Below are 25,515 nucleotides of genomic sequence, written 5' to 3' on the forward strand. Positions count from 1 at the left end.
CGGCATTCCTTGTGGGTGATGGATGCCGCGATGGTATTTGTCAGGCTTGAGGAGATAATCTCCGCCTCCGCTGAAAGACATTCAACCTGGGGGAAAATATGGACCTGCTCGTCGCCATGCGCACCTTCCGCCGCGTCGTCGAACTTGAGGGCTTCAGCAAGGCTGCCGTCGACCTGGGCCAGTCCACCGCTGCGGTGAGCAAGCAGGTGCGCCAACTGGAGGCGCGCCTGGGCAGCCTGTTGCTGCTGCGCACCACCCGGCGCATGAGCCTCACCGACACCGGGCGCGCCTACTTCGCCGAGTGCTGCCGCCTGCTGGACGAGCTGGACGCCCTGGAACACGCCACCGCCCTGGGCACGGGCGAGGTGAGCGGGCGCCTGCGGGTCAACGCACCGCTGTCGTTCAGCCTCAAGGTGCTGTCGCCGCTGCTGGTGGAGTTCATGGCGCTGTACCCGCACCTGAATGTGGAGTTGACCCTGGACGACCACCTGCTGGACCCGGTCTCCGAAGGCTTCGACGTGTCACTGCGCATCCGCTCCAGCCTGCCCGACTCCAGCCTCATCGCCCGGCGCCTGGGTGAGGTGGAGCAGGTGATCTGCGCCGCCCCCGGCTACCTCGCGGCGCGGGGCACGCCCCGGCAGGTGGAGGACCTGTGCGGCCACGATTGCCTCGCCTACCGCCTGGCCGACAACCCCGGCGGCTGGCGCCTGGACGGCCCCAAGGGGCGCGGGGTGGAACTGCGCACCCGGCTCTCGGTGGACAACAGCCTGATGCTCTGCGACCTGCTGCTGGCCGGCGCCGGCATCGGCGCGCTGCCATCGTTCATCGCCGACCCGCACCTCGCCAGCGGCCAACTGCAACGGGTGCTCCCGCAACAGCCACTGGCCCGGCGCAGCATCTACGCCCTGTACGCCAGCAACCGCCATTTGCAGCAGAAGGTGCGGGTGTTCGTCGACTTCCTGGCACAGCGGCTGGCCGGCTGAGGGCGTTTCACGGCGCGCTGCGGTGATCGTCTGGATACAGGTGGGGTGCAGCCCGGCGGCGTGATCGCCGAAAGCGGCTTTCACCCGCCCTGCGGGGGTGTGCCGGGCATTGTGCACCGAGCGTTGAAAACGGCCCGGCACCACCCTGAAGGTGAGTACCGGTGTTTTTGTGCGTGCGATTTGACTGAGGTCAGGGTGGTCATTCGCCTGTTGCTGCCCAATAGCCGCGATTTCAGAAAACTCTTACGGAGGGACAGGCGATGTCCTCGATAACCCGCTTGGGCCCCGGCAGCAGGGGGCGCCGCTGATGAGCCGCTTCGAAAAACCTGGCAACCCGGGCCTGGATGCCGCCATGAAGGTCATCGGCGGCAAGTGGAAGGCACAGATCCTCTACAGCCTCGGCGACGAGGCGCGCCGCTTCGGCGAACTGCGCCGGCAGGTAGGCGGCATCAGCGAAAAGATGCTGGTGCTGCAATTGCGCGAGCTGGAGCTGGAAGGCCTGGTGCTGCGCCGCGACTACCAGCAGGTGCCGCCCCGCGTCGAATACCGCATCACTCCCCTGGGCGCCTCCCTGGTGGATGCGCTCAGGGTCCTCGATGACTGGGGCCGGCGCCACGGCGGGCAGATCGGCCTGCCGCCCCGGGTGATGGAGGACGAGTAGCGGCACGCGGGTTTCACCCGCCCCACGGAGCTGCGCCGGTCGGGGTTGGGCATCGGACGTAGGTCGGGTGCAACCCGACACGCTTGCCGGAAACGCGGGCTTCAATCACTCAGTGAGGCTATGCAGGGCGTAGGGTGGAGGTCGCTTTTTACCTCCACCAGGCGAGGTTGCAGGACTGCACCGACGGTACCGCCGGCGGCTCCCATCGCGAATGAATTCGCTCCCACTAAGGGTGGGGGCGGGATGCTGTTCAGTGGGCCCCCGCGTGCGCGGGGGTGACGGTGTAGAGGGATGGTGTGTGCCCCCTCGTCATCCTCGCGCACGCGGGGAACCACTCAAGCCAGGGGGCACGGCGTTGCCTGGTGCGCCGAATCGCGAATGAATGCGCTCCCACGGGTGGGGGCGGGATGTTGTTCAGTGGCCCCCCGCGTGCGCGGGGGTGACGGTGTAGAGGGATGGTGTGTGCCCCCTCGTCATCCTCGCGCACGCGGGGAACCACTCAACCCAGGGGGCGCGGCGTTGCCGGTCAGATGCGGAAGCTGCCTACCAGGTGCTTCAGGCGTTCGGCCTGTTGCTCCAGGTCGGCGCAGGCGCGCAGGGTGGCCTGGAGGTTTTCCACGCCTTCCTGGTTGAGGGTGTTGATCTCGGTGATGTCCATGTTCAGGGCTTCGACCACGGAGGTCTGTTCCTCGGTGGCGGTGGCCACGGACTGGTTCATGCCGTCGATCTCGCCGATGCGCTGGGTGACGCTGGAGAGGCGTTCGCCGGCCAGGTTGGCGATCTCGACGCTCTGCTGGCTGTAGCGCTGGCTCTGGGTCATGGTGCCGACCGCCTCGCGGGAGCCGACCTGCAGCTCTTCGATCATCTGGTGGATCTCCTGCGCCGACACCTGGGTGCGGTGGGCGAGATTGCGCACCTCGTCGGCGACCACGGCGAAGCCACGGCCGGCCTCGCCGGCGCGGGCGGCTTCGATGGCGGCGTTGAGGGCCAGCAGGTTGGTCTGCTCGGAGATGCCCTTGATCACGTCGAGGATCTGGCCGATGTCGACCGTCTTGCCGGCGAGGGTCTCGATCTGGGTGCTGGAGGCGCTGATCTTGGTGGACAGCTCGTGCATGGCGGTGAGGGTCTTGCCGACCACCTGCTTGCCTTCCTCGGCCAGTTCTCGGGCGTCGGAGGCCTGGTGCGAGGCGTCGGCGGCGTTGCGGGCGATCTCCTGGGCGGCGGCGCCCAGCTGGTTGATCGCGGCGGCGACGCTGTTGGTACGCTGGGCCTGCTCGTCGGAGTTGTGCATCGAGGAGTTGGAGGCGTTGACCACCAGCTTGGCCACTTCGTTGACCTGGATGGTGGCCGAGGACACCTCGCGGATCGACGCGTGGATGCGCGAGACGAAGCGGTTGAAGGCCTGGGCCAGCTCGCCGAATTCGTCCTGGGAGTGCACCTCCAGGCGCCGGGTCAGGTCGCCTTCGCCCTCGGCGATGTCGCCCATGGCGCGGCCCATCACCCGCAGCGGCTGCATCAGCACGCGGATCAGCATGCCCAGCAGGAAGAAGGTGACGACCACGGCGATGAGGGTGGCGATGATGGCCGAGGTGCGGAACTCGCCCAGCATGGAGAAGGCGGCGTCCTGGTCCAGCACCAGGGCGATGTACCAGTCGGTGGACGGCACGCCCTCGATGGGTGTGAAGGAGATGAACTGGGTGCGACCGTCCACCTCGATCTCGGAGACACCCGGGCGGATGGCCGGGGTGGCGCCGGGGTAGAGGTCGCTGAGGTTCTTGAGGATGTACTGGTTCTGCGGGTGCAGCAGCACCTTGCCCTGGGCGCTGACCAGGAAGGCGTGGCCGTTGCCCTTGAAGTTCAGCGAGTTGATCAGGCGGGTGATGCTCTCCAGGTCCATGTCGGCGCCGGCGACGCCGACGAAGCGGCCATCGACGCGTACCGGGGTGGCGATGGTGATCACCAGCTTGCCCGAGGAGGCGGCGATGTACGGCTCGGTGAGGATGGTGCCTTGGGCGGCGCTGGCGGCCTTGTACCATCCGCGCTGGCGCGGGTCGTAGTCGGCGGGGCGATTGCCGGCCGGCACCGAGAACATCAGGCCGTCTTCACCGCCGAAGTAGCTGAGCTGAAAGCGCTGGCCATACACCGGCAGGCCGATGGAGCGGGCCAGTTGCTCCTTCTCGGTGCCATTGGCGGCGACCTGCTGGCCGAGGGACTCGAGCAGCTGGATGCGGCCTTCCAGCCAGTTCTTGATGTTGCTGGTGGTCAGCGCGCCGAGGTCCTGCAGCGAGTTGTGCACGTCGGTGCGCAGGGTCTGGCGCTGGCGATAGTCGTTGAACAGCACGAAGCAGGCGAAGGCGGTGATCATCACCAGCGACGCTGCCAGGAGGATCTTGTGGCTGAATTTCAGGTTGTTGGGCATCGCAAGGTATCCACGTGTTCTGGCAGCGGGTGTGCCTGTTATTCGACAGCCGGGTTTTGCCAGGCTGCGGGATAGTCGTTACAGCGCGGAGTACGGGGTCGCCGTCTGGCCGCGAACACAGCCAGGGCCGGGCCGACGCACGAAGCGGGCCTTGGCTGGACGCTGTGGGGGTTCCGCAGGACGCGGAGAAGAGCCCGGGCGCGTTGGCGCCGTGGGGCATGAGGCCGGGTTGCGGGCCTTCGTATCTGTGGGCATTCCATCGCCGAACGTGCCGGCGCGGGAAGCCCGGCGCCGGGCGGCGCGCATGATGGCATTTTGGCTGTGACTGGTGAATCCCCCTCGGTCACTTTTGCAGCATGAGACGGACGAGCGGGTGCAACCGGGTGATACCCCGGCCCAACGCGCTCACACCGCGAAGGCAGGGGCAGTCCGACGCCTAGGGCAGCTCCTTCACCAGCTCCGCCGGCGCGGTCCAGGGCAGGTTGTGGGCGTCGGCGACACCCCCGTTGGCCAGGCGGCCACGGGCGACGTTGAGGCCGTTGCGCAGGTGCGCGTCGTCCGCCAGGGCCTTGCGCGTCCCCTTGTTGGCCAGGGCGATGACGAAGGGCAGGGTGGCGTTGTTCAGCGCCAGGGTCGCGGTGCGCGCCACGGCGCCGGGCATGTTGGCCACGCAGTAGTGCACCACGCCGTCGACCTTGTAGGTGGGCGCCGCGTGGGTGGTGGCATGGGAGGTTTCGGCGCAGCCGCCCTGGTCGATGGCGACATCCACCAGCACCGCGCCCTCGGCCATCAGCGCCACCATCTCGGCGGTGATCAGCTTGGGTGCGGCGGCGCCGGGGACCAGCACGCCGCCGATCACCAAGTCGGCGGCCAGCACCTGCTCGCGCAGGGCCGCATGGGTGGAGCAGAGGGTGGTGATGCGGTTGCCGTAGAGGGTGTCCAGGCGGCGCAGGGCATCGACGTTGCGGTCCAGCACGGTGACGTCGGCGCCCAGGCCCACGGCCATGGCCACCGCGTGGCTGCCGACCACCCCGGCACCGAGCACCACCACCTTGCCCGGGGCCACGCCCGGTACGCCGCCGAGCAGCACGCCGCGCCCACCCCGGGCCTTCTCCAGGCAACTGGCGCCGGCCTGGATGGACATGCGCCCGGCCACCTCCGACATCGGGGCCAGCAGGGGCAGGCGGCCGAGGTTGTCGGTGACCGTCTCGTAGGCGATGCAGGTGGCGCCGGAGGCCATCAGCTCCTCGGTCTGCGGCCGGTCGGGGGCCAGGTGCAGGTAGGTGAACAGCGTCTGGTCGGGGCGCAGGCGCGAGCGTTCGGTGGCCAGCGGTTCCTTGACCTTCACCAGCAGTTGGGCGGTGTAGAAGAGTTCGTCGGCACTGGCGGCGATATGCCCGCCGGCTTCCAGGTAGTCGGTGTCGCTGAACCCGATGCCGGCGCCGGCGTGGGTCTCGATCCAGACCTCATGGCCCAGCCGGTGCAGTTCCGCGACGGACTGCGGCGTCAGGCCCACGCGGTACTCGTGGTTCTTGATCTCCTTGGGCACGCCTATGCGCATGGTCGTCTCCTCTCCAGTCGGGAAGGGTTCCTGTCTGGAGTGTAGAAAAGCTCAGGGTGAGCGAGTGGCTAATTCGTAGGATGGGTAGCGCAACGCGAAACCCATCGCCCTGCACGCCGGGCATGGGCACGTGCCTTGTGGAAGGGCACGGCGCGCGGGTAGTCCGGGGAGTCTCGGCGCTCCGTCAGCATGGGTTTCGCTGCGCTCTACCCATCCTAGGAGGCGGGCTTGCGTCAGCGCTTTTGCAACCACTGCAGGAAGCCGCCCTTGCGGATGGCGGTGGGCTTCTGCAGCAGTTCGTAGGATGGGTAGAGCAGCGCGAAACCCATCGCCCTGCACGCTGGGCATGGGCACGTGCCTTGTGGGAGGGCGCGGCGCGCAGGTAGTCCGAGGAGTCTCGGCGCTCCGTCAGCATGGGTTTCGCTGCGCTCTACCCATCCTACGAGGCGGGCTTGCGTCAGCGCTTTTGCAACCACTGCAGGAAGCCGCCCTTGCGGATGGCGGTGGGCTTCTGCAGCAGCAGGGAGTGGCTGGCCTGTTCGCGGAAGGTGTGCAGGCGGTTTAAGGCGGTGCGGATTTCGCTGCGCTGTTCCAGGCAGGCGCGGATGTTGTCGCGCTCGATGCGGTACAGGCGGCAGGAGGTGAGGGCGGTGAAGCGGGCGCTGGAAGGGGCGTCGTCGATGATGCCTTCCTCGCCCATGATCTCGCCGGGGCCCATGCGCCCGGCCTCGACCCAGGCGTCGCCGTCGGGCACCGCCGCCGAGATCACCCCGGTGCCGATCACCAGCAGGTGCCCGGCCACCTCGCCGGCATCCAGCACCACCTGGCCGGCCAGGTAGTCGCGGGCATCCATGGCCTGGGCGATCAGGTCCTTCTCCTCGTTGCCCAGGGCACGGAAGATCTTCACCTCGTCCAGCAGCAGGCGCTGGCGCGGCTGGGGCAGGGCATCGGCCTTCCACACCACGCCGCTGGCCTCCAGGTGGCGATGGGCGAGGTCGAACATCAGGTTGCGCACCTCCACCTTGCTGGTCTTCGGTCCGACGAAGCCGCTCGCCTCGTAGACATTGACCGAGGCGCCGGCGCTCTTGATCGCCACCTTGGGCGCGGGGGCGGCGAGCAGGGCGCTGCAGCCCTGCAGGGTCTTCTCCAGGGCGTCCAGCACCCGGCGCGGGCGCACGCTGGCGGGCACCTCCAGGCTGATGGAGACCCCGTGGGCATCGTTGGGGCGGCTGCTGTTGAGGATCTTCGCCTTGGCCGCCACCGAGTTGGGGATCACCGCCGTGCTGCCCTGGCTGGTGAGCAGGTGGGTGGCGCGCCAGTCGATCTCGATGACCTTGCCCTCGGTGCCGTCGATGGAGATCCAGTCATCCAGCTGATAGGGCTTGGTGGTGTTGAGGATGATCCCGGAGAACACGTCCGCCAGGGTGCTCTGCAACGCCAGGCCGACGATGATCGCCATGGCGCCGGAGGTGGCCAGCAGGCCCTTGACCGGCAGCTGCATCACGTAGCCGGCGGCGGCGACGATGGCGACGAGGAAGATCACCGCGCCCATCACGTCCTGCAGCAGGCGCCCGGTGTGGCCGCTGCGGGAGATCAGCAGCAGGCCCAGCACCACGGTCAGGGTGCGCGCGCAGTACAGCCACCAGACGATCTCCAGCAGCGTGCCGGTCAGTGCCTGGGCCGTGTCGGCGCCGGGCGGCGGCAGCAGCGGGCTGAGCCCCGCGTTGATGATCAGCGCGCTGTAGGCGAGGAACAGCCCGAGTCGCGCCAGGACCCGCCACGCCGCCGGGTTGGCCGGCAGCAGGCGCCAGGCGATCAGGTCGGCCAGCACCAGGGCGATGCCGAAGATCAGCGGGTAGTTCTGCAGCATGTCGGGCATTCGGAGTGGGCCTCGGGTGGTGGCGGGGGCGCGCAGCATCTCGCCGGCTCGCGCGTGGCGCAAGGGGGCGATGCCATTCTGGCCCAGTGCGCGGCGTTCGCCAGCCCCCGAACGCGGCCCGGTCGCCAGGATGGCCACCGCGAGGGCACATCGGGACCAAGCCAGCACATCCATACAAGTCGTTCCCGGCCTGGCGCGGCACCATGGCCGCCAATCCAACCGACCGGAGCGACACCATGGCGAACGCCGCCACGACACTGCCGCCGGCTGGGCCGAGTGACTGGGGCCTGCTGTTCCTGCGTGCCAGCGGCGCGCTGCTGCTGCTCTGGGTGCACGGCCTGCCCAAGCTGCTGGGCTTCAGCCAGGAACTGAGGCTGATCGAGGACCCGCTGCACCTGGGCGCGCTGCCGACGCTGCTGCTGGCGATCTTCGCCGAAGTGGCCTGCCCGCTGGCGATCCTCTGCGGCACCCTGACCCGCCTGGCCTGCGTGCCGATCCTGGTCGTGCTGCTGGTCTCGCTCGTCGTCGTGCACCCGGGCTGGTCCATCGCCGAAGGCCAGTTCGCCTGGCTGCTGCTGATCGTCTTCACCACCCTCCTGATCAGTGGCCCGGGCGCGCTCGCCTGGCCCCTGCCGCGCCTCGGCGGGCAGGGCGCAACGGCACTGCTACGCTGATTTCTCCGGCGCCGGCTGCCGGCGCTCAACCCCTCGACAGGAGCTGGACATGCCCGATGAACTCACGCGGGAAGTCGTCACCCTGCTGGTACGCCACCGTATCCGCGCGGGTAGCGAGGCCGACTACGAAGCCTGGTTGCGCCGCACCATCACCACTGCACGGGGCTACCCCGGGCACCTCGGCATCGACGTGATGCGCGGCCACGAAGCCGGCCTCGCGCTGTTCACCTGCGTGCTGCGCTTCGCCAGCACCGGGCAGCTGCAGGACTGGCTGGACTCCAGCGAACGCCGCGCCCTGATCGCCGAAGCCGAGCCGCTGCTGGCCGATGGCGACTGCATCGAGGTGCAGGACGAGCGCGAGTTCTGGTTCACCCCGCAGGCGCCGGACGCGCCCCAGCCGCCGCGCTGGAAGCAGGCTTGCGTCACCTTCCTGGTGATCCTGCCGCTGAGCCTGGTGGTGCCGCTGCTGTGGCAGCCGGCCTTCGCCCGCCTGCCCTGGCTGGGCAGCTACCTGGGCAGCAACCTGGTGATCACCGCGAGCATCGTGCTGCTGGTCGTCTACCTCTTCATGCCCCGTGCCACCCGGCTGTTCGCCGGCTGGCTCAACGCCCGCTGACCGGAGAACACCATGGACAACGACGACACCAACCGGGGCCGCCGCCGCTTCCTCGCCAACAGCTCCGTGCTGGGCGCGGCGGGTGCGCTCTGGTCCGCCCTGCCTTTCGCCGGCATGCCCGGCGCCTCTTTCGCCGCCACTTCGGGAACCGACATGAAAGCCGATCTCATCCTCTTCAATGGCCGCCTGCACACGGTGGACCGCGACAACCCCAGCGCCACGGCCGTGGCCATCAGGGACGGCCGCTTCATCGCCGTCGGCAGCGACGCCGAGGCCATGGCCCTGCGCGGCGACGCCACCCGCGTCGTCGACCTGAAGAAGCGCAGCGTCATCCCCGGCCTCAACGACTCGCACCTGCACCTCATCCGGGGCGGCCTCAACTACAACCTGGAGCTGCGCTGGGAGGGCGTGCCGTCCCTGGCCGATGCCCTGCGCATGCTCAAGGAACAGGCCGACCGCACGCCGACGCCGCAGTGGGTGCGCGTGGTGGGTGGCTGGAACGAATTCCAGTTCGCCGAGAAGCGCATGCCGACCCTCGATGAGCTGAACAAGGCCGCGCCGGACACCCCGGTGTTCGTGCTCCACCTCTACGACCGCGCGCTGCTCAACCGCGCCGCGCTGAAGGTGGTCGGCTACACCAAGGACACGCCCAACCCGCCGGGCGGCGAGATCGTCCGCGACAGCCGTGGCGAGCCCACCGGCATGCTGGTGGCCCGCCCCAACGCGATGATCCTCTACTCGACCCTGAGCAAGGGCCCGAAGCTGCCGCTGGACTACCAGGTCAACTCCACCCGCCAGTTCATGCGCGAGCTCAACCGCCTGGGCATCACCAGCGCGATCGACGCCGGCGGCGGCTACCAGAACTACCCGGAGGACTACCAGGTGATCGAGCAGTTGGCCAAGGCCGACCAGCTCACCGTGCGCATCGCCTACAACCTGTTCACCCAGAAGCCCAAGGAAGAGCTGGAGGACTTCAAGCGCTGGACCGGCTCGGTGAAGTACGGCCAGGGCAACGACTTCCTCCGCCACAACGGCGCCGGCGAGATGCTGGTGTTCTCCGCCGCCGATTTCGAGGACTTCCTCGAACCGCGCCCGGACCTGCCGCAGACCATGGAGCAGGAGCTGGAACCGGTGGTGCGCCACTTGGTGGAGCAGCGTTGGCCCTTCCGCCTGCACGCCACCTATGACGAATCCATCTCGCGCATGCTCGACGTGTTCGAGAAGGTCGACCGCGACATCCCCTTCAACGGCCTGCCCTGGTTCTTCGACCACGCCGAGACCATCACGCCGAGGAACATCGAGCGCGTGCGCGCCCTGGGCGGCGGCATCGCCATCCAGGACCGCATGGCCTTCCAGGGCGAATACTTCGTCGAGCGCTACGGCTCCAAGGCCGCCGAGAAGACCCCGCCTATCCAGCGCATGCTCGCCGAGGGCGTGCCCGTGGGCGCCGGCACCGACGCCACCCGCGTCTCCAGCTACAACCCCTGGACCTCGCTCTACTGGCTGGTCAGCGGCCGCACCGTCGGCGGCCTGGAGCTGTACCCGCAGGGCCTGAGCCGCGCCACCGCGCTGGAGCTGTTCACCCACGGCAGTGCCTGGTTCTCTTCGGAGCAGGGCAAGAAGGGCCAGATCAAGGTGGGCCAGTTGGCCGATTTGGTGGCGCTCTCGGCGGACTTCTTCAGCGTCGAGGAAGAAGCCATCAAGTGGATCGAATCCGTGCTCACGGTGGTGGACGGCAAGGTGGTGCACGCCGCCGCCGAGTTCGACGACCTCGCGCCGCCGACCGTGCCGGTGCTGCCGGACTGGTCGCCGGTGGCCAAGGTGCCCGGGCACTGGCGCCCGAGCGCGCCGCTGGTGGCGCAGGTGCACCAGTGCGTCGGCCCGTGCGGCGTGCACGCCCACAGCCACGAGCGGGCGCGCCTCTCCAGCGTGCCGGTGAGCGACTTCCAGGGCTTCTGGGGCGCGTTCGGCTGCTCGTGCTTCGCCTTCTGATCCGCACTGTCCCCTGCAACCTCCCGCCGGCCCTCGGGGCCGGCGTCCAACCGAAGCAAGGAGAAATGCCATGGCTTACCGCTATAACCGCCTCGACAAGGACAACGCCGCCGTGCTGCTGGTCGACCACCAGGCCGGCCTGCTGTCGCTGGTGCGTGACTTCACCCCCGACGAGTTCAAGAACAACGTGCTGGCCCTGGCCGACATCGCCAAGTTCTTCAACCTGCCGACCATCCTCACCACCAGCTTCGAGAACGGCCCCAACGGCCCCATCGTGCCGGAGCTCAAGGCCCTGTTCCCGGATGCGCCCTACATCCCGCGCCCGGGCCAGATCAACGCCTGGGACAACGCCGATTTCGTCGACGCAGTGAAGGCCACCGGCCGCAAGCAGCTGATCATCGCTGGCGTGGTGACCGACGTCTGCGTGGCGTTCCCGACCCTGTCGGCCCTGGAGGAGGGCTTCGAGGTGTTCGTCGTCACCGACGCCTCCGGCACCTTCAATCCGGTGGTGCGCGACGCCGCCCTCGATCGCATGAGCCAGGCTGGCGCCCAGCTGATGAACTGGTTCAGCGTCGGCTGCGAGCTGCACCGTGACTGGCGCAACGACATCGAGGGCTTCGGCGGCATCCTCGGGGGCCACCTGCCGGCCTACGCCAACCTGATCCAGAGCTACAGCCAGAAGCCCTGATCCGCCGACGGCCCCGCAAGGGGCCGTTTGCTGCACGAATCTTCCAGACGCGTTTTTTCCGACGACCGATAATGGCCTTCCAACCGCGCCCGGTGCAGGCTTGCAGCCTGGCCCCTGGAGAGCCCCTTGGAAAATCGCAACTGGATCGATCTCGCGCAGGACGGTGACACGGGCATCGAGACCATCCGCGCCCATTTCCAGGGCCACGCCTACGACCCGCACTGGCACGACAGCTACCTGGTGGGCGTCACCGAGCAGGGCGTGCAGCAGTTCAACTGCCGGCGCCGGCGCAACGTCAGCACACCGGGGCAGGTGTTCCTGCTGGAACCGGGCGAGATCCACGACGGCCACGCGCCCACCGAGGAAGGCTTCACCTATTCCACGCTCTACCTCGACCCGCACTGGATCGAGCGCGAGATGCACGCGCTGTTCGAGGACGCCCCGGCCGGCTGCCAGCCGAGCTTCGCCGACACCCTGGCCCACGACCCGACCCTGGCGCATGCCACCCTGCAGGCCTTCCACGCCCTGCACGGCAACGAGGTGCGCATGCTGCGTCAGGCCGCCATCGACAACCTGCTGGCGAAGATGACCGGGCACCTGCACTGGCGCCTGTGCCAGCCACAGGACCCGCGCCTGCCCCGGGTGGCGCTGCGTGCACGGGACTACCTGCACGCGCACCTGGACGAGGAGATCGGCCTGGACGACCTGGCCCGCATCACCGGTGTCGACCGCTTCCGCCTCACCCGTGCCTTCAAGGCCGCCTTCGGCCTGGCCCCGCACGCCTACCTGATCCAGCTGCGCCTGGCCCGCGCCCGCACCCTGCTGGCCCGGGGCGACACGCCGGCGCAGGTCGCCAGCGCCCTCGGCTTCGCCGACCAGAGCCACCTCGGGCGCTGGTTCCGCCGCGCCTACCGGCTGACCCCGGCGGACTACCGCAAGCGCTGCTCAAAGCTTCCAGACTGAGCCGGGCGCGGCGGTGACCATGGGGCTCGTCTTCACAGGAGCCCTTGCCGATGCCCCGTTCCCTCTCGCTTCACCCTCGTTGCGGGGGCTGACCATGGAACAGCTGCTGCCTTTCCTGCTGTTCGCCTTCGTCGCCTCCATCACCCCCGGGCCCACCAATATCCTGGTGCTCAGCAATGCCTCGCGCTTCGGCCTGGGCGCGGCGCTGCCCATCGTCCTCGGCGCCTGCTGCGCCGCAGCGGCCATCGTGCTGCTGGTGGGGCTGGGCCTGGGCGAGGTGCTGGCCCGCCACCCCATGCTGCAACGGGCCATGGCCTGGGCCGGCATCGCCTGGCTGAGCTGGCTGGCCTGGCAGATCTTGCGCAGCGAGGCGCGCTCGCTGGACGACCCGGCCGACCCCGGCACGCGCCTCGGCCTGGCCGGCGCAATCGGCCTGCAGCTGGTCAACCCCAAGGTGTGGATGATGGCCCTGGCGGTGGTCGGCGTATTCGCCGGGGAGGGCGCCGACAAGGCCGCGCGGGTGGTCACGCTGTCCCTGGCCTTCCTGCTGGTCTCCATCCCCTGCATGGGCGCCTGGGCGCTGCTCGGCTTCGGCAGCGCCCGCCTGTGGCGCAGCGCCGCCGCGCAGAAGCGCTTCAACCAGGCAATGGCAGTGCTGCTCCTGGCCTCCGCCTGGCTCAGCCTGGTGGTATGAGGCACAAACCCTTGTAGGGGCGAATTCATTCGCCCATCGGCCTCGCTGCGGGCTTCCCTTGTGGGAGCGGCTTCAGCCGCGAAATACTCTCAGCCGGCACCTGGCTTCGAATGGCCGGATGATCCATCGCGAATGAATTCGCTCCCACGAGGCGTGGCATGCGTGTGGGCTGGAAGGTCGCTTGGTGGATGAAAGAGCGCCATCCACCCTACACAACGGTCGGCTCCGTCGATCAGGCAGGGCATGTAGGTTGGCGCTGAGCGCAGCGAGGCCCAACACAGCGATATCCGGCCTCGCTGCGGGCTTTCCCTGTGGGAGCGGCTTCAGCCGCGAAAGACCTACCGCCGGCAACTGGCTTCGAATGGCCGGATGATCCATCGCGAATGAATTCGCTCCCACGAGGCGTGGCATGCGTGCGGGCTGGAAGGTCGCTTGGTGGATGAAAAGAGCGCCATCCACCCTACACAACGGTTGGCCCGGCGTCGTAGGTTGGCGCCGAGCGCAGCGAGGCCCAACACAGCGATGTCCGGCCTCGCTGCGGGCTTCCCTTGTGGGAGCAGCTTCAGCCGCGAAAGACTCCCCGCCGGCACCTGGCTGCGATTGAGCCGGCACTCCATCGGCTCCCACACTGGGCCACCGCAGCCCAATAAAAAGCCCGCCATGAAGGCGGGCTTGAAAGGGGCGGGGCGCTCAGTAGTCCATGCCGTCCTCGATGGGGATGCCCTGCTGGCGCATCCGTGCGATCAGCTCGGCGCGGGTGCCGGGCAGGTTGAGCATGTTCACCTTGCGCAGGCGGGCGACTTCCTCGGCGCTGTAGGGCACGTAGCGCGCGGGCATGCTCTTGCCGGCCATGCCGTCCTCGCGCATCAGCCAGTTGAGCAGGTCGGCCAGTTGCGCGTCGTTGAGCGCGGACTGAGACATGCCCGGCACGCGCACGAGGAACTCGCGACCGCCCTCGACCTTGAGGAAGTTGCCGACGAAGTCCTTCATCCGTGGCGTGTCGTTGGCTTTCGAACCGGTGCCGTCACCCAGGTGGCAGCCGGCGCATTGCAGCTGGTAGTTCACCGGCGTGCTGTAGCCCGCCTGGGCGATCGGCTTCTGCTGTGCCTCGTTGCCGGGCGCGGCCCGCTGGTGCGGGTCGGGGATCGCCCGGGCGAACGCCGGCGGGGCTGCCATGGCGCAGGCCAGCGCGACGACGAACAGTGCTCGCATGACAACCCCTCCGTTCATATCGCCACGCCGCGGATCACCGAGATGGTGCAGTGGTAGATGTGCGACTTGGCGGCCAGGCACCAGTTCACGTCGTTGTTGTTGAAGGGGCGGTAGGCCGGCTCCTCGCTGTCGTTGCGGGTACAGGCGCACTGGGCGCAGCTGTGCTTACCGCAGCAGTCGTTGTAGGAAATGATGTAGTCCTTGCCGTCCGCCGGGTTGCGGCAGGTGCCGATCCAGGTCACCTGGGACACCTCGGTGCCCGGCGGGCAGGAGGTGACGGTGCCGCCGCAGCAACTGCAGAGGAAGCCGTCGATGGAGCAGTAGCGCCAGTAGTCGCAGCTGGTCGGGTCGCCCGGGTCGCCGGCCTGGGGCGCTTCGGCGGCCAGGGCCTTGGCGGTGCGGTCGATGGGCAGCAGCACCGGCAGTGCGGCGCCGGCCACCATCAGCGAGCCGAAGCGGGCCAGCAGCTTGCGCCGCGAGGTGGTGTCGGCGACGTGCCGGGCGGAGCGTTCGAACAGGAGGTCGAGCAGTTTCATGGAAGTCTCCCTTCCTTATTGTTGTGCGGAGTGCGAGTGGCCATGGGAATGGCCGCCGTGCAGGTACTGCTGCAGGGTCGCGCTGCCCAGGTGTTCGGTCTCGAACAGGCTGTCCAGGTGCTCGCGGGAATTGACCAGGCCCTTGGCACGCAGGGTGCCGGCCTTGTCGATCAGTGCGGCGTAGGGGAGCTTGCCGATCTGGTAGGTCATGCCCACTTCCGGGCCGACCACGTAGGTGACGTCTTCCAGCTTGTGCTCGCGGATCAGCGCGGCCTGGGCGTCCATGTCGCCGTCGCTGACGTAGACCACTTCCAGGCGGTCGGCCTGTTCCCTGGCGATGGAGCGGATGGCCGGCAGCAGGGATTTGCAGATGGGACAGGTGGGCGAGAGGAAGAACAGCAACTGCGCCTTCTCGCCGGCATAGCCGAAGTTCACCGGGCGGCCGTTGCGGTCGGCGGCGGTCACCTTGGGCGCGGCGTCACCGACGGCGACGCCCTTGTCCATCATCAGCGCGCCTGCCGGGGCCAGGCGTGCGTGGAGCACGCCGATCTGGCGCACCAGGCCCATCACGGCGAAGGCCAGGGCGAGCAGCAGGCACCAGAGCAGGATGTTGGAAACGATCAGGCCTTCCATATTTCACCTTCCAATGAGTTTGAGCAGACGGGGGCTGTTGGCCAGCAGGCCATCGGCCGCGGCATAGATGAGCAGGGCGACGGCCGCCGCAGCGATCACCACGAAGCCGTCGAAGACGCCCAGTTCACGGACGCCGGGGGTGAGGGTGGCGACCAGCGCCAGGGCCACCAGCACCGCGTTGCGCAGCAGCAGCTGCGGGCGGATGGGCTGGGACTGGTCCGGGCCGGAGCAACCGCAATCGATGTCGCGACGGCCGCGCCACAGGTTCAGGCCGATGGCGCCGGCGTAGGCGGCCAGCAGCAGGGCCGCACCGAGGGCGGCGATGGCGCGGCTGGCGGGCACCAGCAGGGCGAAGGCCAGGGCCACCTCCAGCAGCGGCAGCAGCCGGGCGAAGGGCTTGAGCAGCGCCTTGGGCAACAACTGGTAGGCCTCCACCTGGTCGCGGAACCGGGCCGGCGCACGCAACTTGTGGGTCGCGGCGCTGGCCAGGATCACCGCGACGGCGAGGGCGCTGGCGATGACGAAGATCGGGTCGCTGTACATGGCGGACCTCCTAGTGGCTGAGGATCTGGATCGGTGTCTTGGCGATCTTTTCCATGGTGCCGGTGTGCTTGCCGCTGGCCAGGTCGAAGACCTCCAGGCCGCCGGTGATGTTGGTGCCCAGCAGCAACGGCTTGTCGTCGTTGGTGGCGGCCAGGCTCCAGATCGGGTTGGGCGCTTCCAGGGTGGCGACCTTCTTGCCGGTCTTCAGGTCGTAGACCCAGACGAAGGGGCTCGGGTCTTCCCATTTCATCGGCTCGTGGGCGTCGTGCATCAGCACGTACAGGCGGTTGAGCCTGGGCGCCACCGCCAGCAGCTGCCAGCCGCCCGGTGCCCAGCCGGCCTTGCGCTCGGCCTCGGTGGTCAGCGACCAGGGTTCGAGCATCTTCGGCGTGTCGCCGGAGAAGTCCACGCCACGCACCTCGCCCTCGGTGGTGGTGAAGTAGTAGCGGTCGCCCACGGCGATGCCGCGCTCCACCAGCTTCTCGGCGTTGGGGTCGAAGAACGGCGTCTGCGTGCGCGAGGCTTCCTTGCCGTTGTCGTCGAGCTTGATCACCTGCAGCTTGCCGTCGCCGCACAGCGAGGCGAAGGCGCGCTTGCCCACCGGGTAGTTGAGCACGCAGCCGGGGATGGCGATCTCGGCGGTCACCGCCTTGGCCTGGGTGTCGACCACGGTCACCGAGGTGGACGGGGTGAAGTTGTAGACGTAGACGAAGCGGTCGTCGCTGCTGGTGCCCAGGGAGTAGCGCTGGGTCAGCATCTCGGCGCGCTTGGTGGGGATCAGCACTTCCCAGGACGGCGACAGGGTGGAGGTGTCCCAGGCGGTCAGCACGTCGGTGCGGGTGCCCCGGGTGCCACGCGAATAGAACAGGTCGGCGGTGTACAGGCGCTTGCCGTCACGGCTCAGGGTCGAGGGCGCGGCGAAGCCGGTGCTGACCATGCCGAGCATCTTCTTCTTCTCCGGGTCCACCACCGTCACACGGCCGGCGACGAAGTTCTCGAACTCCACGTCGACGATGTAGGCGCGGTGCGGTTCGGGCGGGAAGGGCAAGGTCACCTGGCCGATGGTGTCGGCGGGAAGGTCCGCATGGGCGTTCAGCCCCGCCAGCGCAAGGCCTAGGCTCAGCGCTGAATGGACGAGGATCCTGTTTATTCGCATTAGGGGGGCTCCCTGAATTATTGGTCTGGCGGATCGCGGGTACGTTGGCAGATTTCTGCAGTACCAGTCTGCCTTGTGGCTGTGCCAGGGAAATTGCTCTGTCTGCCAACCCGTTGTCTGCCTGTGCCAGCCGTTGTGCCGGCGTGCCAGGGGCTTGCGTAAAGGTGCAGCGGGCAGGTGAGAGTGTAGTGCCGGTTGTCCAGTGGGCCCCCGCGTGCGCGGGGGTGACGGTGTAGAGGGATGGTGTGCGCCCCCTCGTCATCCTCGCGCACGCGGGGAACCACTCAACCCAGGGGGCGCGGCGCTGCCGGTCAGATGCGGAAGCTGCCCACCAGTTGCCGCAGGCGCTCGGCCTGTTGTTCCAGGTCGGCGCAGGCGCGCAGGGTGGCCTGGAGGTTTTCCACGCCTTCCTGGTTGAGGGTGTTGATCTCGGTGATGTCCATGTTCAGCGCTTCGACCACGGAGGTCTGTTCCTCGGTGGCGGTGGCCACGGACTGGTTCATGCCGTCGATCTCGCCGATGCGCTGGGTGACGCTGGAGAGGCGTTCGCCGGCCAGGTTGGCGATCTCGACGCTCTGCTGGCTGTAGCGCTGGCTCTGGGTCATGGTGCCGACCGCCTCGCGGGAGCCGACCTGCAGCTCTTCGATCATCTGGTGGATTTCCTGGGCCGACACCTGGGTGCGGTGGGCGAGGTTGCGCACCTCGTCGGCGACCACGGCGAAGCCACGGCCGGCCTCGCCGGCGCGGGCGGCTTCGATGGCGGCGTTGAGGGCCAGCAGGTTGGTCTGCTCGGAGATGCCCTTGATCACGTCGAGGATCTGGCCGATGTCGACCGTCTTGCCGGCGAGGGTCTCGATCTGGGTGCTGGAGGCGCTGATCTTGGTGGACAGCTCGTGCATGGCGGTGAGGGTCTTGCCGACCACCTGCTTGCCTTCCTCGGCCAGTTCTCGGGCGTCGGAGGCCTGGTGCGAGGCGTCGGCGGCGTTGCGGGCGATCTCCTGGGCGGCGGCGCCCAGCTGGTTGATCGCGGCGGCGACGCTGTTGGTGCGCTGGGCCTGCTCGTCCGAGTTGCGCAGCGAGGCGTTGGAGGCGGCCAGCACCCGTTGTGCGACCTCGTTGACCCGTCCCGTGGCCGAGGCCACCTCACCCATGGCGGCGTGGATGCGTTCGACGAAACGGTTGAAAGCGCCGGCGAGCTTGCCCAGCTCGTCACGGGAGTGCACGGCCAGGCGACGGGTGAGGTCGCCTTCGCCCTGGGCGATGGCTTCCAGCATGCGTGTCAGGCCTTGCAGCGGGCGGGTGATGCGGAAGGCGGCGAACCAGATCAGCAGCACGCCGAACAGGGCGGCGCCACTGCCCAGGCCGAACTCCAGGGCGGAGCTGGCCAGGCGCTCGGCGTCCAGCTCCTTCTGCAGGGCTTCGGCCGGGGCCAGCAGCACGCGCTGCGGCACCGTCGCCAGCACACCCCAGGGCGCGGCGCCGGGGATGGGTTCCAGCGGCTCCAGGACACGGATGCGCTGCTCGTCCACCAGGGTGCGTGCCTTGGCCTGGCGCAGGCTGTCGAGCACCGCGTCGGCGCCGTCGGGCAGGGCCTGGTCGAGGCGCTTGCCCAGGGCGGTGGCGTCGGCGCTGTAGCCGGCGACCACGCCACCGTTGCTGAGGATGCCCAGCTGGCCGGCGCCGTCGAACAACTGGGCGCTGCCGTCCAGGGCGCTGCGCTGCAGGGCGTCGAGGCTGATGTCGAGGCCGACCACGGCGATCACCTTGTCGTTCTCGATCAGCGGGAAGGCGACGCTGGTGACCAGCCGGCGGGTGCCGGAGGCGTCGTCGAAATAGGGTTCCAGCAGGCAGGCGCGGCGGTTGTCGCGCGGGCAGGTGTAGAAGGCGTTGTAGGGGCTGCCGCTGGGGCCGGGAGAGGTGTCGCCGAGGATCTGCTCCGGGCCGACCACCGGTTGCAGCTCGCCCGGCTTGCCCTGCACCCAGTACAGCGAGAAGCGCCCGGCGTCGTTGCCGAAGGCCTGGTCCTGGCCGACGAACTGGCTGTCGGCGCCGTCCAGTGCGTCGCGCTCGAAGATGACGAAAAGCCCGAGCAGGTCGGGCTTGGCGAGGACGGCGCTGCGCATCTGTTCGGCCATGCGCTGGCGCAGCTCGGCGGCGGTCAGCTCGCCGGCCGTCGCCCGCGCCCGCAGGTAGAGGAGGACGCGCGAGAGGCCCTGGCCGTATTCGTAGGTTTGCAGGAAGGTGCGCTGGATCTGCAGCGCCTGCACGCGGGCCTGGGCCTGCATGTGGGCTTCGGCGGCGTTGGCCAGCATGCGGCCGCTGGAGGCCTTGACGCGTTCGGTGCTGAGCCGGGTCTGGTACAGCGAAAGCCCCACCAGCAACGCCACCACGAGGATCAGGCAGGCGCTGGCGAGCAGGGTGATGCGGCTCTGGATGCTCAGGGAAGGTGTACGCATGGCGTGCTCGGGGGAAGGGCGGCGGGAGGCCCGCCGCCAGGGGCTCAGAAGTGGCTGGCGAAGACCAGCTGGGTGTAGAGGTTGCGGTCGTTGCTGCCGAGCTGGGTGCCGCCGTTGTCGGCGCTGCGGCTGGGCTCGTACACACCCACCACCGGCATGATCACCAGGTTGTCGTTGACCGCCCACTCGGCGTAGAGGTCCAGCTCGCGGCCGTCGAAGTTGCCCAGGTCGCGGTCGAGGGTGTCGAAGTCGAAGTACAGCGCGCCGATGCTCAGGTTCTCCAGCGGAGTGGCCTTGAGCGCCACGTGGTGCACGCGGGTGTTGCTGTTGAAGGGGCCGGCGTAGTTGGCCGCCACCTCGCCCTGGAACCAGGTGCCGTAGCCGCGGTTGAAGCCGAAGAACAGCGGGTCGAAGGCTTCGGAGAAGCGGCTGTAGCGGTAGCTGACGCTGGGACTCCAGGGCGCATCGGCGAAGGTCCAGCCGGCTTCCAGGTACCAGGCGTCCTCGTTGTCGGCGGTCTTCTTGTCCTGCCAGGCGTATTCGCCGGAGAGGAACAGGTTCTCCACGCCGGCATTGCCCTGGGCGCGCAGGCTGTAGGTCTTCATGCCGTCGCGGTCGAGCTGGATGGGCGAGGCGTATTCCTCGTCGACGTCGCGGATGTCGATCCAGGTCAGGCCGACGGTGCCTTGCTCGGCCACGTGTTCCAGGGTGCCGACGAACAGCTCGGGCTTGGCCTGGGAACGGTTGTCGGACTTCAGCCACATCAGGTCGCCGCGCCAGCCGTCCTTGCCGCCGATGCGCAGCACGGCGGTCTGGTCGAAGGCCTTGCGCGCCGCCAGCCAGTAGGCGCCGCCCCGGTCGAACTCGCCGTCGGCCAGGCCGTTGCCCAGGTTCAGGGCGTCGCCGTTGATCAGGAAGCCGTCGCCCACCGAGATGTTCTGGCGGCCGAAGGAGAAGTCGATGCCGTCCTCGCCCAGGGCCTCGAACAGGGTGCCGGAGCGCCAGCCCAGGTAGGCGTCCTCGATCTTGGTGGTGCGTTCGTCACCGTCGGTGAAGCCCGCCGCGTCGCCATCTCCCCAGGTGGCGGAGCTGAGCAGGTTGAATGCGCCGTAGCCGGTACCGGCGCCGCCCAGGCCCTGGTCGCCGCTGATGCCGTACTTGATGTAGCCCTCGCGCCAGCTGGAGGAGCCTTTCGACTGGGTGCCGGTGGTGGCGTAGTTCTCCTGGCTGTGGAAGACGCCGAACACCGCTTCCAGGTCGGCATTGAGGTGGGTGTCCTCGTCGGCGTAGAGCTCGTAGGCCCCGGCCTGGGTGGCGCAGGCCACCAGCAGGGCCAGGGTCGAAAGGCGGAACAGCGGCGTGACGCGGGTGAGTCTTTGCATGCGTGGGATTCCCGTTGTTGTTGGTGTTGGCGTGGGGGCTCTACGCGGATCGGCCCATGGGGCGATGGTACGTATCGCCCTCGCGCCAGCCTTGTGCCTGCTTGCCAACCGTTTGGCTGTGCATGCCAGATTGCGTGGGAATCGTTCGGGTATCGCGGTGGGGAGAGGAGAAGAGATGATGGGTTTCGTACCTCGCGGAACGTCGCCCGACCCATCCTGCGATTGAGTCTCCGTAGGATGGGTAGAGCGAAGCGAAACCCATGCTGTGCCGTGCAACGCCCGGATCAGGTGTCAGGCAGGACGCTTGAGCACCAGGGTGAGGATGTCGTAGCTGGCCACCAGCTCGCCGTCCTGGTTGGTGACTTCCACGTCCCAGGCCACCACGCCCTGGGGCTCGCCCTTGGCGCTCTTCTTGCCCTGGTCGATCTTGCGCTTGCAGGTCAGGCGCGCCTGAATGGTGTCGCCGATGCCCACCGGGTTGACGAAGCGCAGGGTGTCGAGGCCGTAGTTGGCCAGCACCGGGCCGGGGGCCGGGGAGACGAACAGGCCGGCAGCGGCGGAGAGCACGAAGTAGCCGTGGGCGATGCGCTTGCCGAACTGGGATTCCTTGGCCGCCAACTCGTCGAAGTGCATGTAGAAGTGGTCGCCCGAGAGGCAGCCGAAGTTGACGATATCGGCCTCGGTGACGGTGCGGCGGTGGGTGAGCAGGGATTCGCCGACCTGCAGCTCGTCGAAGTAGCGGCGGAACGGGTGCACCTCGGTCTCGATCAGCTTGGCGCCGCGCACGTATTCGCCGGTGACGGCGGCGAGCATGGTGGGCGAGCCCTGCACGGCGGCGCGTTGCAGGTAGTGCTTCACGGCGCGCAGGCCGCCCAGCTCCTCGCCACCGCCGGCGCGGCCGGGGCCGCCGTGCTTGAGCACCGGCAGCGGCGAGCCGTGGCCGGTGGATTCGGCGGCGGACTCGCGGTCGAGGATGTGCAGGCGGCCGTGCAGGGCGGCGGCGCGCGGCACCACGTAAGCGGCGACGGCGGGGTCGCGGGTCACCAGGCTGGCCACCAGGCTGCCCTTGCCACGGGCGGCGAGGGCGATGGCTTCGTCGATGTCGTCATAGGCCATCAGCGTGCTCACCGGGCCGAAGGCCTCGATATCGTGGGCGCCGCCTTCGGCATGCGGGTCGCGGGCGCGCAGCAGGGTGGGGGCGAAGAAGGCCCCTTCGGCCACGCCTTCACCTTGCGGGGCGAAGCCGTCGCGGGCACCGAACAGCAGCTCGCTGCCGGCCAGCAGGGTTTCCACCCGCGCGGCGACGTCGGCCTGCTGGGCATGGGAGGCCAGGGCACCCATCTTCACGCCGTCCACGGCCGGGTCGCCGATCACCACCTTGGCCAGGCGCTCGCGCAGGCGCTCGGCCACGGCGTCGATGTGTTTCGCCGGCACGATGGCGCGGCGGATGGCGGTGCACTTCTGCCCGGCCTTCACCGTCATCTCCCGGGCCACTTCCTTGACGAAGAGGTCGAACTCCGGGTCGTCCGGGGTGATTTCCGGGGCGAGGATGGCGCAGTTCAGCGAATCCGCCTCGGCGTTGAAGGGAATGGAATTGCGCACCAGGTTGGCGTTCACCCGCAGTTTGGCGGCGGTGTCGGCGGAGCCGGTGAAGGTCACCACGTCCTGGCCCTGGAGGCGGTCGAGCAGGTCGCCCGTGCCGCCGATCACCAGCTGCAGGCTGCCCTCTGGGAGCAAGCCGGACTCGTGCATCAGGCGCACGGCGGCTTCGGTGAGGTAGCTGGTGGCGGTGGCCGGCTTGACGATGCAGGGCATGCCGGCGAGGAAGCTCGGCGCGAACTTCTCCAGCATCCCCCAGATGGGGAAGTTGAAGGCGTTGATGTGCACGGCGACGCCGCCGCGCGGCACCAGGATGTGGCTGCCGGCGAACAGGCCCTGCTTGCCCAACTGCATGGCCGGGCCTTCATGTACGACGTTGCCGGAGGGCAGTTCACGGGCGCCGACGCCGGCATAGGCGAACAGGGTGCCGCTGCCGCCCTCGATGTCGATCCAGCTGTCGGCGCGGGTGGCGCCGCTGTGGCGCGACAGGGCGTAGAGCTGCTCCTTGCGCTCGTTGAGGTAGAGGCCCAGGGCCTTGAGCCGCGCGGCGCGTTGCTGGAAGTCCAATGCCATCAGTGCGGGGATGCCGCGGCGGCGGCCGAACTCGACGGCTTCGGCGAAATCCAGGTGCTCTTCATGGGTGCGGAACAGCGCGCTGCCGTCGATGGCGCTGCGCAGGGTCTGGGCGCCGTGCTGGCCGATCCAGCGGCCGGCGATAAGGCTCTGCAGGGTGGTGACGTTGCTCATGGTGGCTCTCCTTGAGGCGGTGTTCGAGGGGGTGGGGCCGCCCCCGCTCGGGAGCTGGGGGCGGCCGAGGAGTCAGTGGCGGCTGGCGGCGGCTGCGCCGATGCCGGTCATGGAGCGGATGAACTGGGCCAGGTAGCGCCCGCGTTCGCGGGTGGCGCGTTCGGAACGGTCGGTGACCGAGAACAGCCAGGCGCTGGAGAAGGCCAGGGTCATGGAGAACAGCGCCGGGTTGGCGTAGGGGAACAGCGCCTGCTCGTGGTGCAGCACGTTGACCCACACCGCCGGGCTCGCCACCAGCAGGGCGATGGCCGACGCCAGGCCGGCCAGGCTGCCGGCCACGGCGCCCCGGGTGGTCAGGCCCTTCCAGAACATGGAGAGGAACAGCACCGGGAAGTTGACCGAGGCGGCGATGGCCAGCACCAGGCCGGAAAGGAAGGCGATGTTCTGCGACTCGAAGAGCAGCCCGAGGATCACCGCCAGCACGCCGATGCCGAGGGTGGCGATGCGCGAGACGCGCATTTCCTCCCGTTCGCTGGCCTGGCCCTTGCGGAGCACGCAGGCGTACAGGTCGTGGGACACCGCCGAGGCACCGGACAGCGCCAGGCCGGCGACCACCGCGAGGATGGTGGCGAAGGCCACGGCCGAGATGAAGCCGAGGAACAGGCTGCCGCCCACTGCGTGGGACAGGTGCACGGCGACCATGTTGCCGCCGCCGATGATGGCGCCGGCGGCGTCGCGGAACTCCGGGTTGGTGCCGACCATGACGATGGAGCCGAAGCCCACCACTATCAGCAGCAGGTAGAAATAGCCGATGAAGCCGGTGGCATAGAACACGCTCTTGCGCGCTTCACGGGCGTCGCTGACGGTGAAGAAGCGCATGAGGATGTGCGGCAGGCCGGCGGTGCCGAACATCATGCCGAGCCCGAGGGAGATGGCGTCGACGGGGTTCGACAGCAACCCGCCCGGGGCCATGATCGCGGTGCCCTTGGCGTGTACCTCGGTGGCGGCGGCGAACATCGCCTCGGTGCTGAAGCCGAAGTGCCGGAGCACCATGAAGGCCATGAAGCTGGTGCCCGAGAGCAGCAGCACCGCCTTGATGATCTGCACCCAGGTGGTGGCGAGCATGCCGCCGAAGGTGACGTAGCAGACCATCAGCACGCCCACCAGCAGCACGGCCTGCAGGTAGCTGAGGCCGAACAGCAGCTCGATCAGCTTGCCGGCGCCGACCATCTGCGCCACCAGGTAGAGCAGGGCCACGGTGAGGGTGCCGAAGGCGGCGGTGATGCGGATCGGGCTCTGGTCGAGGCGGTAGGAGACCACGTCGGCGAAGGTGAAGCGGCCCAGGTTGCGCAGGCGCTCGGCGATCAGGAAGAGGATGATCGGCCAGCCGGCGAGCACGCCCAGGGCGTAGAGCAGGCCGTCGTAGCCGTTCATGAACATCATCGCGGAGATGCCGAGGAAGGACGCCGCGCTGATCATGTCGCCGGCTATTGCCAGGCCGTTCTGGAAGCCGGTGAGGCCGCCACCGGCGGTATAGAAGTCGGCGGTGGAGCGGGTGCGCAGGGCGGCCCAGCGGGTGATGCCGAGGGTGAACACGACGAACGCCAGGAACATATAGATGGCGGGCCAGTTCAGCGGCCGCGCGCCGGCATCGGCAGCCAGGGCGCTGCCGGAGGCCAGCAGGGCGGTGAGGGCGAGGAGGGCCTTCATGGCGCGCACTCCTGCTTGAGCTTGTCGTTCAGCGGGTCGAGCACGTGGTTGGTGCGCACCACGTAGATGCCGGTGAGCCCGAAGGCCAGGAGGATGATGACCACGCCCACCAGCATGCCGACGCTGGTGACCCCGCCACTGAGGGAACGACCGAGCAGCTCCGGGGCGAAGGCCACCAGCAGCACGAAGCCGTAGTAGATCGCCAGCATGGCGGCGGTGAGGGACCAGGTCAGGCGCTGCTTGCGCTTGACCAGCTGGATGAAATCCGGGTGCTGCCGGATGCGGTCGAGGTCTTGCGGGGTCATGGCTGCTCTCTCTTGTTGTGGTTGTCGAGACGGTGCGGCACGCAGGTGAAGCGGGTGGATCTGCTCTCGTAGGGTGGGCTTCAGCCCACCGATGGGGGGGCGTAGC

At 68.6% G+C, this 25,515-nt stretch carries 21 protein-coding genes and 1 pseudogene; 8 read left to right on the forward strand and 14 right to left on the reverse strand.

What is annotated here, in order from left to right; all coding sequences use genetic code 11:
- Window positions 1-98 precede the first annotated feature (98 nt).
- Both ACYJSS_RS02460 and ACYJSS_RS02465 read left to right on the forward strand, forming a co-directional pair.
- A complete protein-coding gene (locus ACYJSS_RS02460; RefSeq protein ID WP_236206026.1) occupies window positions 99-983 on the forward strand; it encodes a LysR family transcriptional regulator in 885 nt (294 codons plus the stop codon).
- Between the two features lie 307 nt (window positions 984-1,290).
- A complete protein-coding gene (locus ACYJSS_RS02465) occupies window positions 1,291-1,644 on the forward strand; it encodes a winged helix-turn-helix transcriptional regulator (RefSeq protein WP_111263903.1) in 354 nt (117 codons plus the stop codon).
- 526 nt (window positions 1,645-2,170) lie between these two features.
- On the opposite strand, the gene ACYJSS_RS02470 is transcribed toward ACYJSS_RS02465, so the two are convergent.
- The 4 genes and pseudogenes from ACYJSS_RS02470 to ACYJSS_RS02485 form a co-directional block, all read right to left on the reverse strand.
- Window positions 2,171-2,935 carry a methyl-accepting chemotaxis protein gene (locus ACYJSS_RS02470; protein WP_459479242.1) on the reverse strand — a complete coding sequence of 255 codons (765 nt, stop codon included), beginning with the start codon at window positions 2,933-2,935 and terminating at the stop codon, window positions 2,171-2,173.
- 93 nt (window positions 2,936-3,028) lie between these two features.
- Window positions 3,029-4,063: pseudogene (locus ACYJSS_RS02475) on the reverse strand (HAMP domain-containing protein); the annotation flags it as partial.
- Between the two features lie 436 nt (window positions 4,064-4,499).
- Entirely contained in the window at window positions 4,500-5,624 is a 1,125-nt protein-coding gene (gene ald / locus ACYJSS_RS02480; RefSeq protein WP_111263905.1) for an alanine dehydrogenase, read from the reverse strand.
- 457 nt (window positions 5,625-6,081) lie between these two features.
- The gene (locus ACYJSS_RS02485) at window positions 6,082-7,503 is read right to left on the reverse strand and encodes a mechanosensitive ion channel domain-containing protein (RefSeq protein WP_111263915.1); all 1,422 of its coding nucleotides are present in this window, start codon (window positions 7,501-7,503) and stop codon (window positions 6,082-6,084) included.
- Between the two features lie 236 nt (window positions 7,504-7,739).
- Here ACYJSS_RS02485 and ACYJSS_RS02490 point away from each other — a divergent pair, with 236 nt between their 5' ends.
- The 6 genes from ACYJSS_RS02490 (at window position 7,740) to ACYJSS_RS02515 (ending at window position 13,130) form a co-directional block, all read left to right on the forward strand.
- Window positions 7,740-8,177, forward strand: coding sequence for a DoxX family protein (locus tag ACYJSS_RS02490; protein WP_111263906.1), 438 nt, complete (start codon window positions 7,740-7,742; stop codon window positions 8,175-8,177).
- A 49-nt stretch (window positions 8,178-8,226) separates the two neighbouring features.
- Entirely contained in the window at window positions 8,227-8,793 is a 567-nt protein-coding gene (locus ACYJSS_RS02495; protein ID WP_236206639.1) for an antibiotic biosynthesis monooxygenase, read from the forward strand.
- A 153-nt stretch (window positions 8,794-8,946) separates the two neighbouring features.
- On the forward strand, window positions 8,947-10,785 hold the full coding sequence (locus ACYJSS_RS02500; RefSeq protein ID WP_111263916.1) for an amidohydrolase: 1,839 nt from the start codon (window positions 8,947-8,949) through the stop codon (window positions 10,783-10,785).
- 70 nt (window positions 10,786-10,855) lie between these two features.
- Window positions 10,856-11,473, forward strand: a complete 618-nt coding sequence (ycaC, locus tag ACYJSS_RS02505) for an isochorismate family cysteine hydrolase YcaC (protein ID WP_111263908.1) — start codon at window positions 10,856-10,858, stop codon at window positions 11,471-11,473.
- A gap of 126 nt (window positions 11,474-11,599) precedes the next feature.
- Window positions 11,600-12,436, forward strand: a complete 837-nt coding sequence (locus ACYJSS_RS02510; protein ID WP_111263909.1) for an AraC family transcriptional regulator — start codon at window positions 11,600-11,602, stop codon at window positions 12,434-12,436.
- Window positions 12,437-12,530: 94 nt separating this feature from the next.
- Window positions 12,531-13,130 (forward strand): LysE family translocator, encoded by a 600-nt coding sequence (locus tag ACYJSS_RS02515; protein WP_236206640.1) that lies wholly within the window; start codon window positions 12,531-12,533, stop codon window positions 13,128-13,130.
- 690 nt (window positions 13,131-13,820) lie between these two features.
- On the opposite strand, the gene ACYJSS_RS02520 is transcribed toward ACYJSS_RS02515, so the two are convergent.
- The 10 genes from ACYJSS_RS02520 to ACYJSS_RS02565 form a co-directional block, all read right to left on the reverse strand.
- Window positions 13,821-14,342 carry a cytochrome c gene (locus ACYJSS_RS02520; protein WP_236206641.1) on the reverse strand — a complete coding sequence of 174 codons (522 nt, stop codon included), beginning with the start codon at window positions 14,340-14,342 and terminating at the stop codon, window positions 13,821-13,823.
- Between the two features lie 14 nt (window positions 14,343-14,356).
- The gene (locus ACYJSS_RS02525) at window positions 14,357-14,878 is read right to left on the reverse strand and encodes a methylamine dehydrogenase light chain (RefSeq protein ID WP_021217250.1); all 522 of its coding nucleotides are present in this window, start codon (window positions 14,876-14,878) and stop codon (window positions 14,357-14,359) included.
- Between the two features lie 15 nt (window positions 14,879-14,893).
- On the reverse strand, window positions 14,894-15,511 hold the full coding sequence (mauD, locus tag ACYJSS_RS02530) for a methylamine dehydrogenase accessory protein MauD (protein ID WP_173180355.1): 618 nt from the start codon (window positions 15,509-15,511) through the stop codon (window positions 14,894-14,896).
- Between the two features lie 3 nt (window positions 15,512-15,514).
- Window positions 15,515-16,054, reverse strand: a complete 540-nt coding sequence (locus tag ACYJSS_RS02535) for a MauE/DoxX family redox-associated membrane protein (protein WP_236206642.1) — start codon at window positions 16,052-16,054, stop codon at window positions 15,515-15,517.
- Between the two features lie 10 nt (window positions 16,055-16,064).
- Window positions 16,065-17,210 carry an amine dehydrogenase large subunit gene (locus tag ACYJSS_RS02540; RefSeq protein ID WP_236206643.1) on the reverse strand — a complete coding sequence of 382 codons (1,146 nt, stop codon included), beginning with the start codon at window positions 17,208-17,210 and terminating at the stop codon, window positions 16,065-16,067.
- 311 nt (window positions 17,211-17,521) lie between these two features.
- On the reverse strand, window positions 17,522-19,666 hold the full coding sequence (locus ACYJSS_RS02545) for a methyl-accepting chemotaxis protein (protein ID WP_459479222.1): 2,145 nt from the start codon (window positions 19,664-19,666) through the stop codon (window positions 17,522-17,524).
- 44 nt (window positions 19,667-19,710) lie between these two features.
- A complete protein-coding gene (locus ACYJSS_RS02550) occupies window positions 19,711-21,048 on the reverse strand; it encodes an alginate export family protein (RefSeq protein ID WP_236206646.1) in 1,338 nt (445 codons plus the stop codon).
- A 291-nt stretch (window positions 21,049-21,339) separates the two neighbouring features.
- On the reverse strand, window positions 21,340-23,394 hold the full coding sequence (gene paaZ, locus ACYJSS_RS02555; RefSeq protein ID WP_236206647.1) for a phenylacetic acid degradation bifunctional protein PaaZ: 2,055 nt from the start codon (window positions 23,392-23,394) through the stop codon (window positions 21,340-21,342).
- A 72-nt stretch (window positions 23,395-23,466) separates the two neighbouring features.
- Window positions 23,467-25,104: a cation acetate symporter gene (locus ACYJSS_RS02560; RefSeq protein ID WP_236206648.1), complete on the reverse strand. Its 1,638-nt coding sequence runs from the start codon at window positions 25,102-25,104 to the stop codon at window positions 23,467-23,469.
- Window positions 25,101-25,409 carry a DUF485 domain-containing protein gene (locus ACYJSS_RS02565; protein ID WP_236206649.1) on the reverse strand — a complete coding sequence of 103 codons (309 nt, stop codon included), beginning with the start codon at window positions 25,407-25,409 and terminating at the stop codon, window positions 25,101-25,103. Before ACYJSS_RS02565 ends, ACYJSS_RS02560 begins: the two co-directional genes overlap by 4 nt.
- Window positions 25,410-25,515 lie beyond the last annotated feature (106 nt).

It is taken from the genome of Pseudomonas sp. No.21 (genome assembly GCF_054558415.1).

Excerpts from the sequence above, each read along its gene's own strand:
- ACYJSS_RS02515 (WP_236206640.1), top strand. The coding sequence starts at position 12,531 with ATGGAACAGCTGCTGCCTTTCCTGCTGTTCGCCTTCGTCGCCTCCATC.
- ACYJSS_RS02545 (WP_459479222.1), bottom strand. The coding sequence starts at position 19,666 with ATGCGTACACCTTCCCTGAGCATCCAGAGCCGCATCACCCTGCTCGCC.
- ACYJSS_RS02535 (WP_236206642.1), bottom strand. The coding sequence starts at position 16,054 with ATGTACAGCGACCCGATCTTCGTCATCGCCAGCGCCCTCGCCGTCGCG.
- ACYJSS_RS02560 (WP_236206648.1), bottom strand. The coding sequence starts at position 25,104 with ATGAAGGCCCTCCTCGCCCTCACCGCCCTGCTGGCCTCCGGCAGCGCC.
- ald (WP_111263905.1), bottom strand. The coding sequence starts at position 5,624 with ATGCGCATAGGCGTGCCCAAGGAGATCAAGAACCACGAGTACCGCGTG.
- mauD (WP_173180355.1), bottom strand. The coding sequence starts at position 15,511 with ATGGAAGGCCTGATCGTTTCCAACATCCTGCTCTGGTGCCTGCTGCTC.
- ACYJSS_RS02500 (WP_111263916.1), top strand. The coding sequence starts at position 8,947 with ATGAAAGCCGATCTCATCCTCTTCAATGGCCGCCTGCACACGGTGGAC.
- ACYJSS_RS02495 (WP_236206639.1), top strand. The coding sequence starts at position 8,227 with ATGCCCGATGAACTCACGCGGGAAGTCGTCACCCTGCTGGTACGCCAC.
- ACYJSS_RS02540 (WP_236206643.1), bottom strand. The coding sequence starts at position 17,210 with ATGCGAATAAACAGGATCCTCGTCCATTCAGCGCTGAGCCTAGGCCTT.
- ycaC (WP_111263908.1), top strand. The coding sequence starts at position 10,856 with ATGGCTTACCGCTATAACCGCCTCGACAAGGACAACGCCGCCGTGCTG.
- paaZ (WP_236206647.1), bottom strand. The coding sequence starts at position 23,394 with ATGAGCAACGTCACCACCCTGCAGAGCCTTATCGCCGGCCGCTGGATC.
- ACYJSS_RS02470 (WP_459479242.1), bottom strand. The coding sequence starts at position 2,935 with ATGCACAACTCCGACGAGCAGGCCCAGCGTACCAACAGCGTCGCCGCC.
- ACYJSS_RS02465 (WP_111263903.1), top strand. The coding sequence starts at position 1,291 with ATGAGCCGCTTCGAAAAACCTGGCAACCCGGGCCTGGATGCCGCCATG.
- ACYJSS_RS02525 (WP_021217250.1), bottom strand. The coding sequence starts at position 14,878 with ATGAAACTGCTCGACCTCCTGTTCGAACGCTCCGCCCGGCACGTCGCC.
- ACYJSS_RS02460 (WP_236206026.1), top strand. The coding sequence starts at position 99 with ATGGACCTGCTCGTCGCCATGCGCACCTTCCGCCGCGTCGTCGAACTT.
- ACYJSS_RS02520 (WP_236206641.1), bottom strand. The coding sequence starts at position 14,342 with ATGCGAGCACTGTTCGTCGTCGCGCTGGCCTGCGCCATGGCAGCCCCG.
- ACYJSS_RS02490 (WP_111263906.1), top strand. The coding sequence starts at position 7,740 with ATGGCGAACGCCGCCACGACACTGCCGCCGGCTGGGCCGAGTGACTGG.
- ACYJSS_RS02565 (WP_236206649.1), bottom strand. The coding sequence starts at position 25,409 with ATGACCCCGCAAGACCTCGACCGCATCCGGCAGCACCCGGATTTCATC.
- ACYJSS_RS02485 (WP_111263915.1), bottom strand. The coding sequence starts at position 7,503 with ATGCCCGACATGCTGCAGAACTACCCGCTGATCTTCGGCATCGCCCTG.
- ACYJSS_RS02550 (WP_236206646.1), bottom strand. The coding sequence starts at position 21,048 with ATGCAAAGACTCACCCGCGTCACGCCGCTGTTCCGCCTTTCGACCCTG.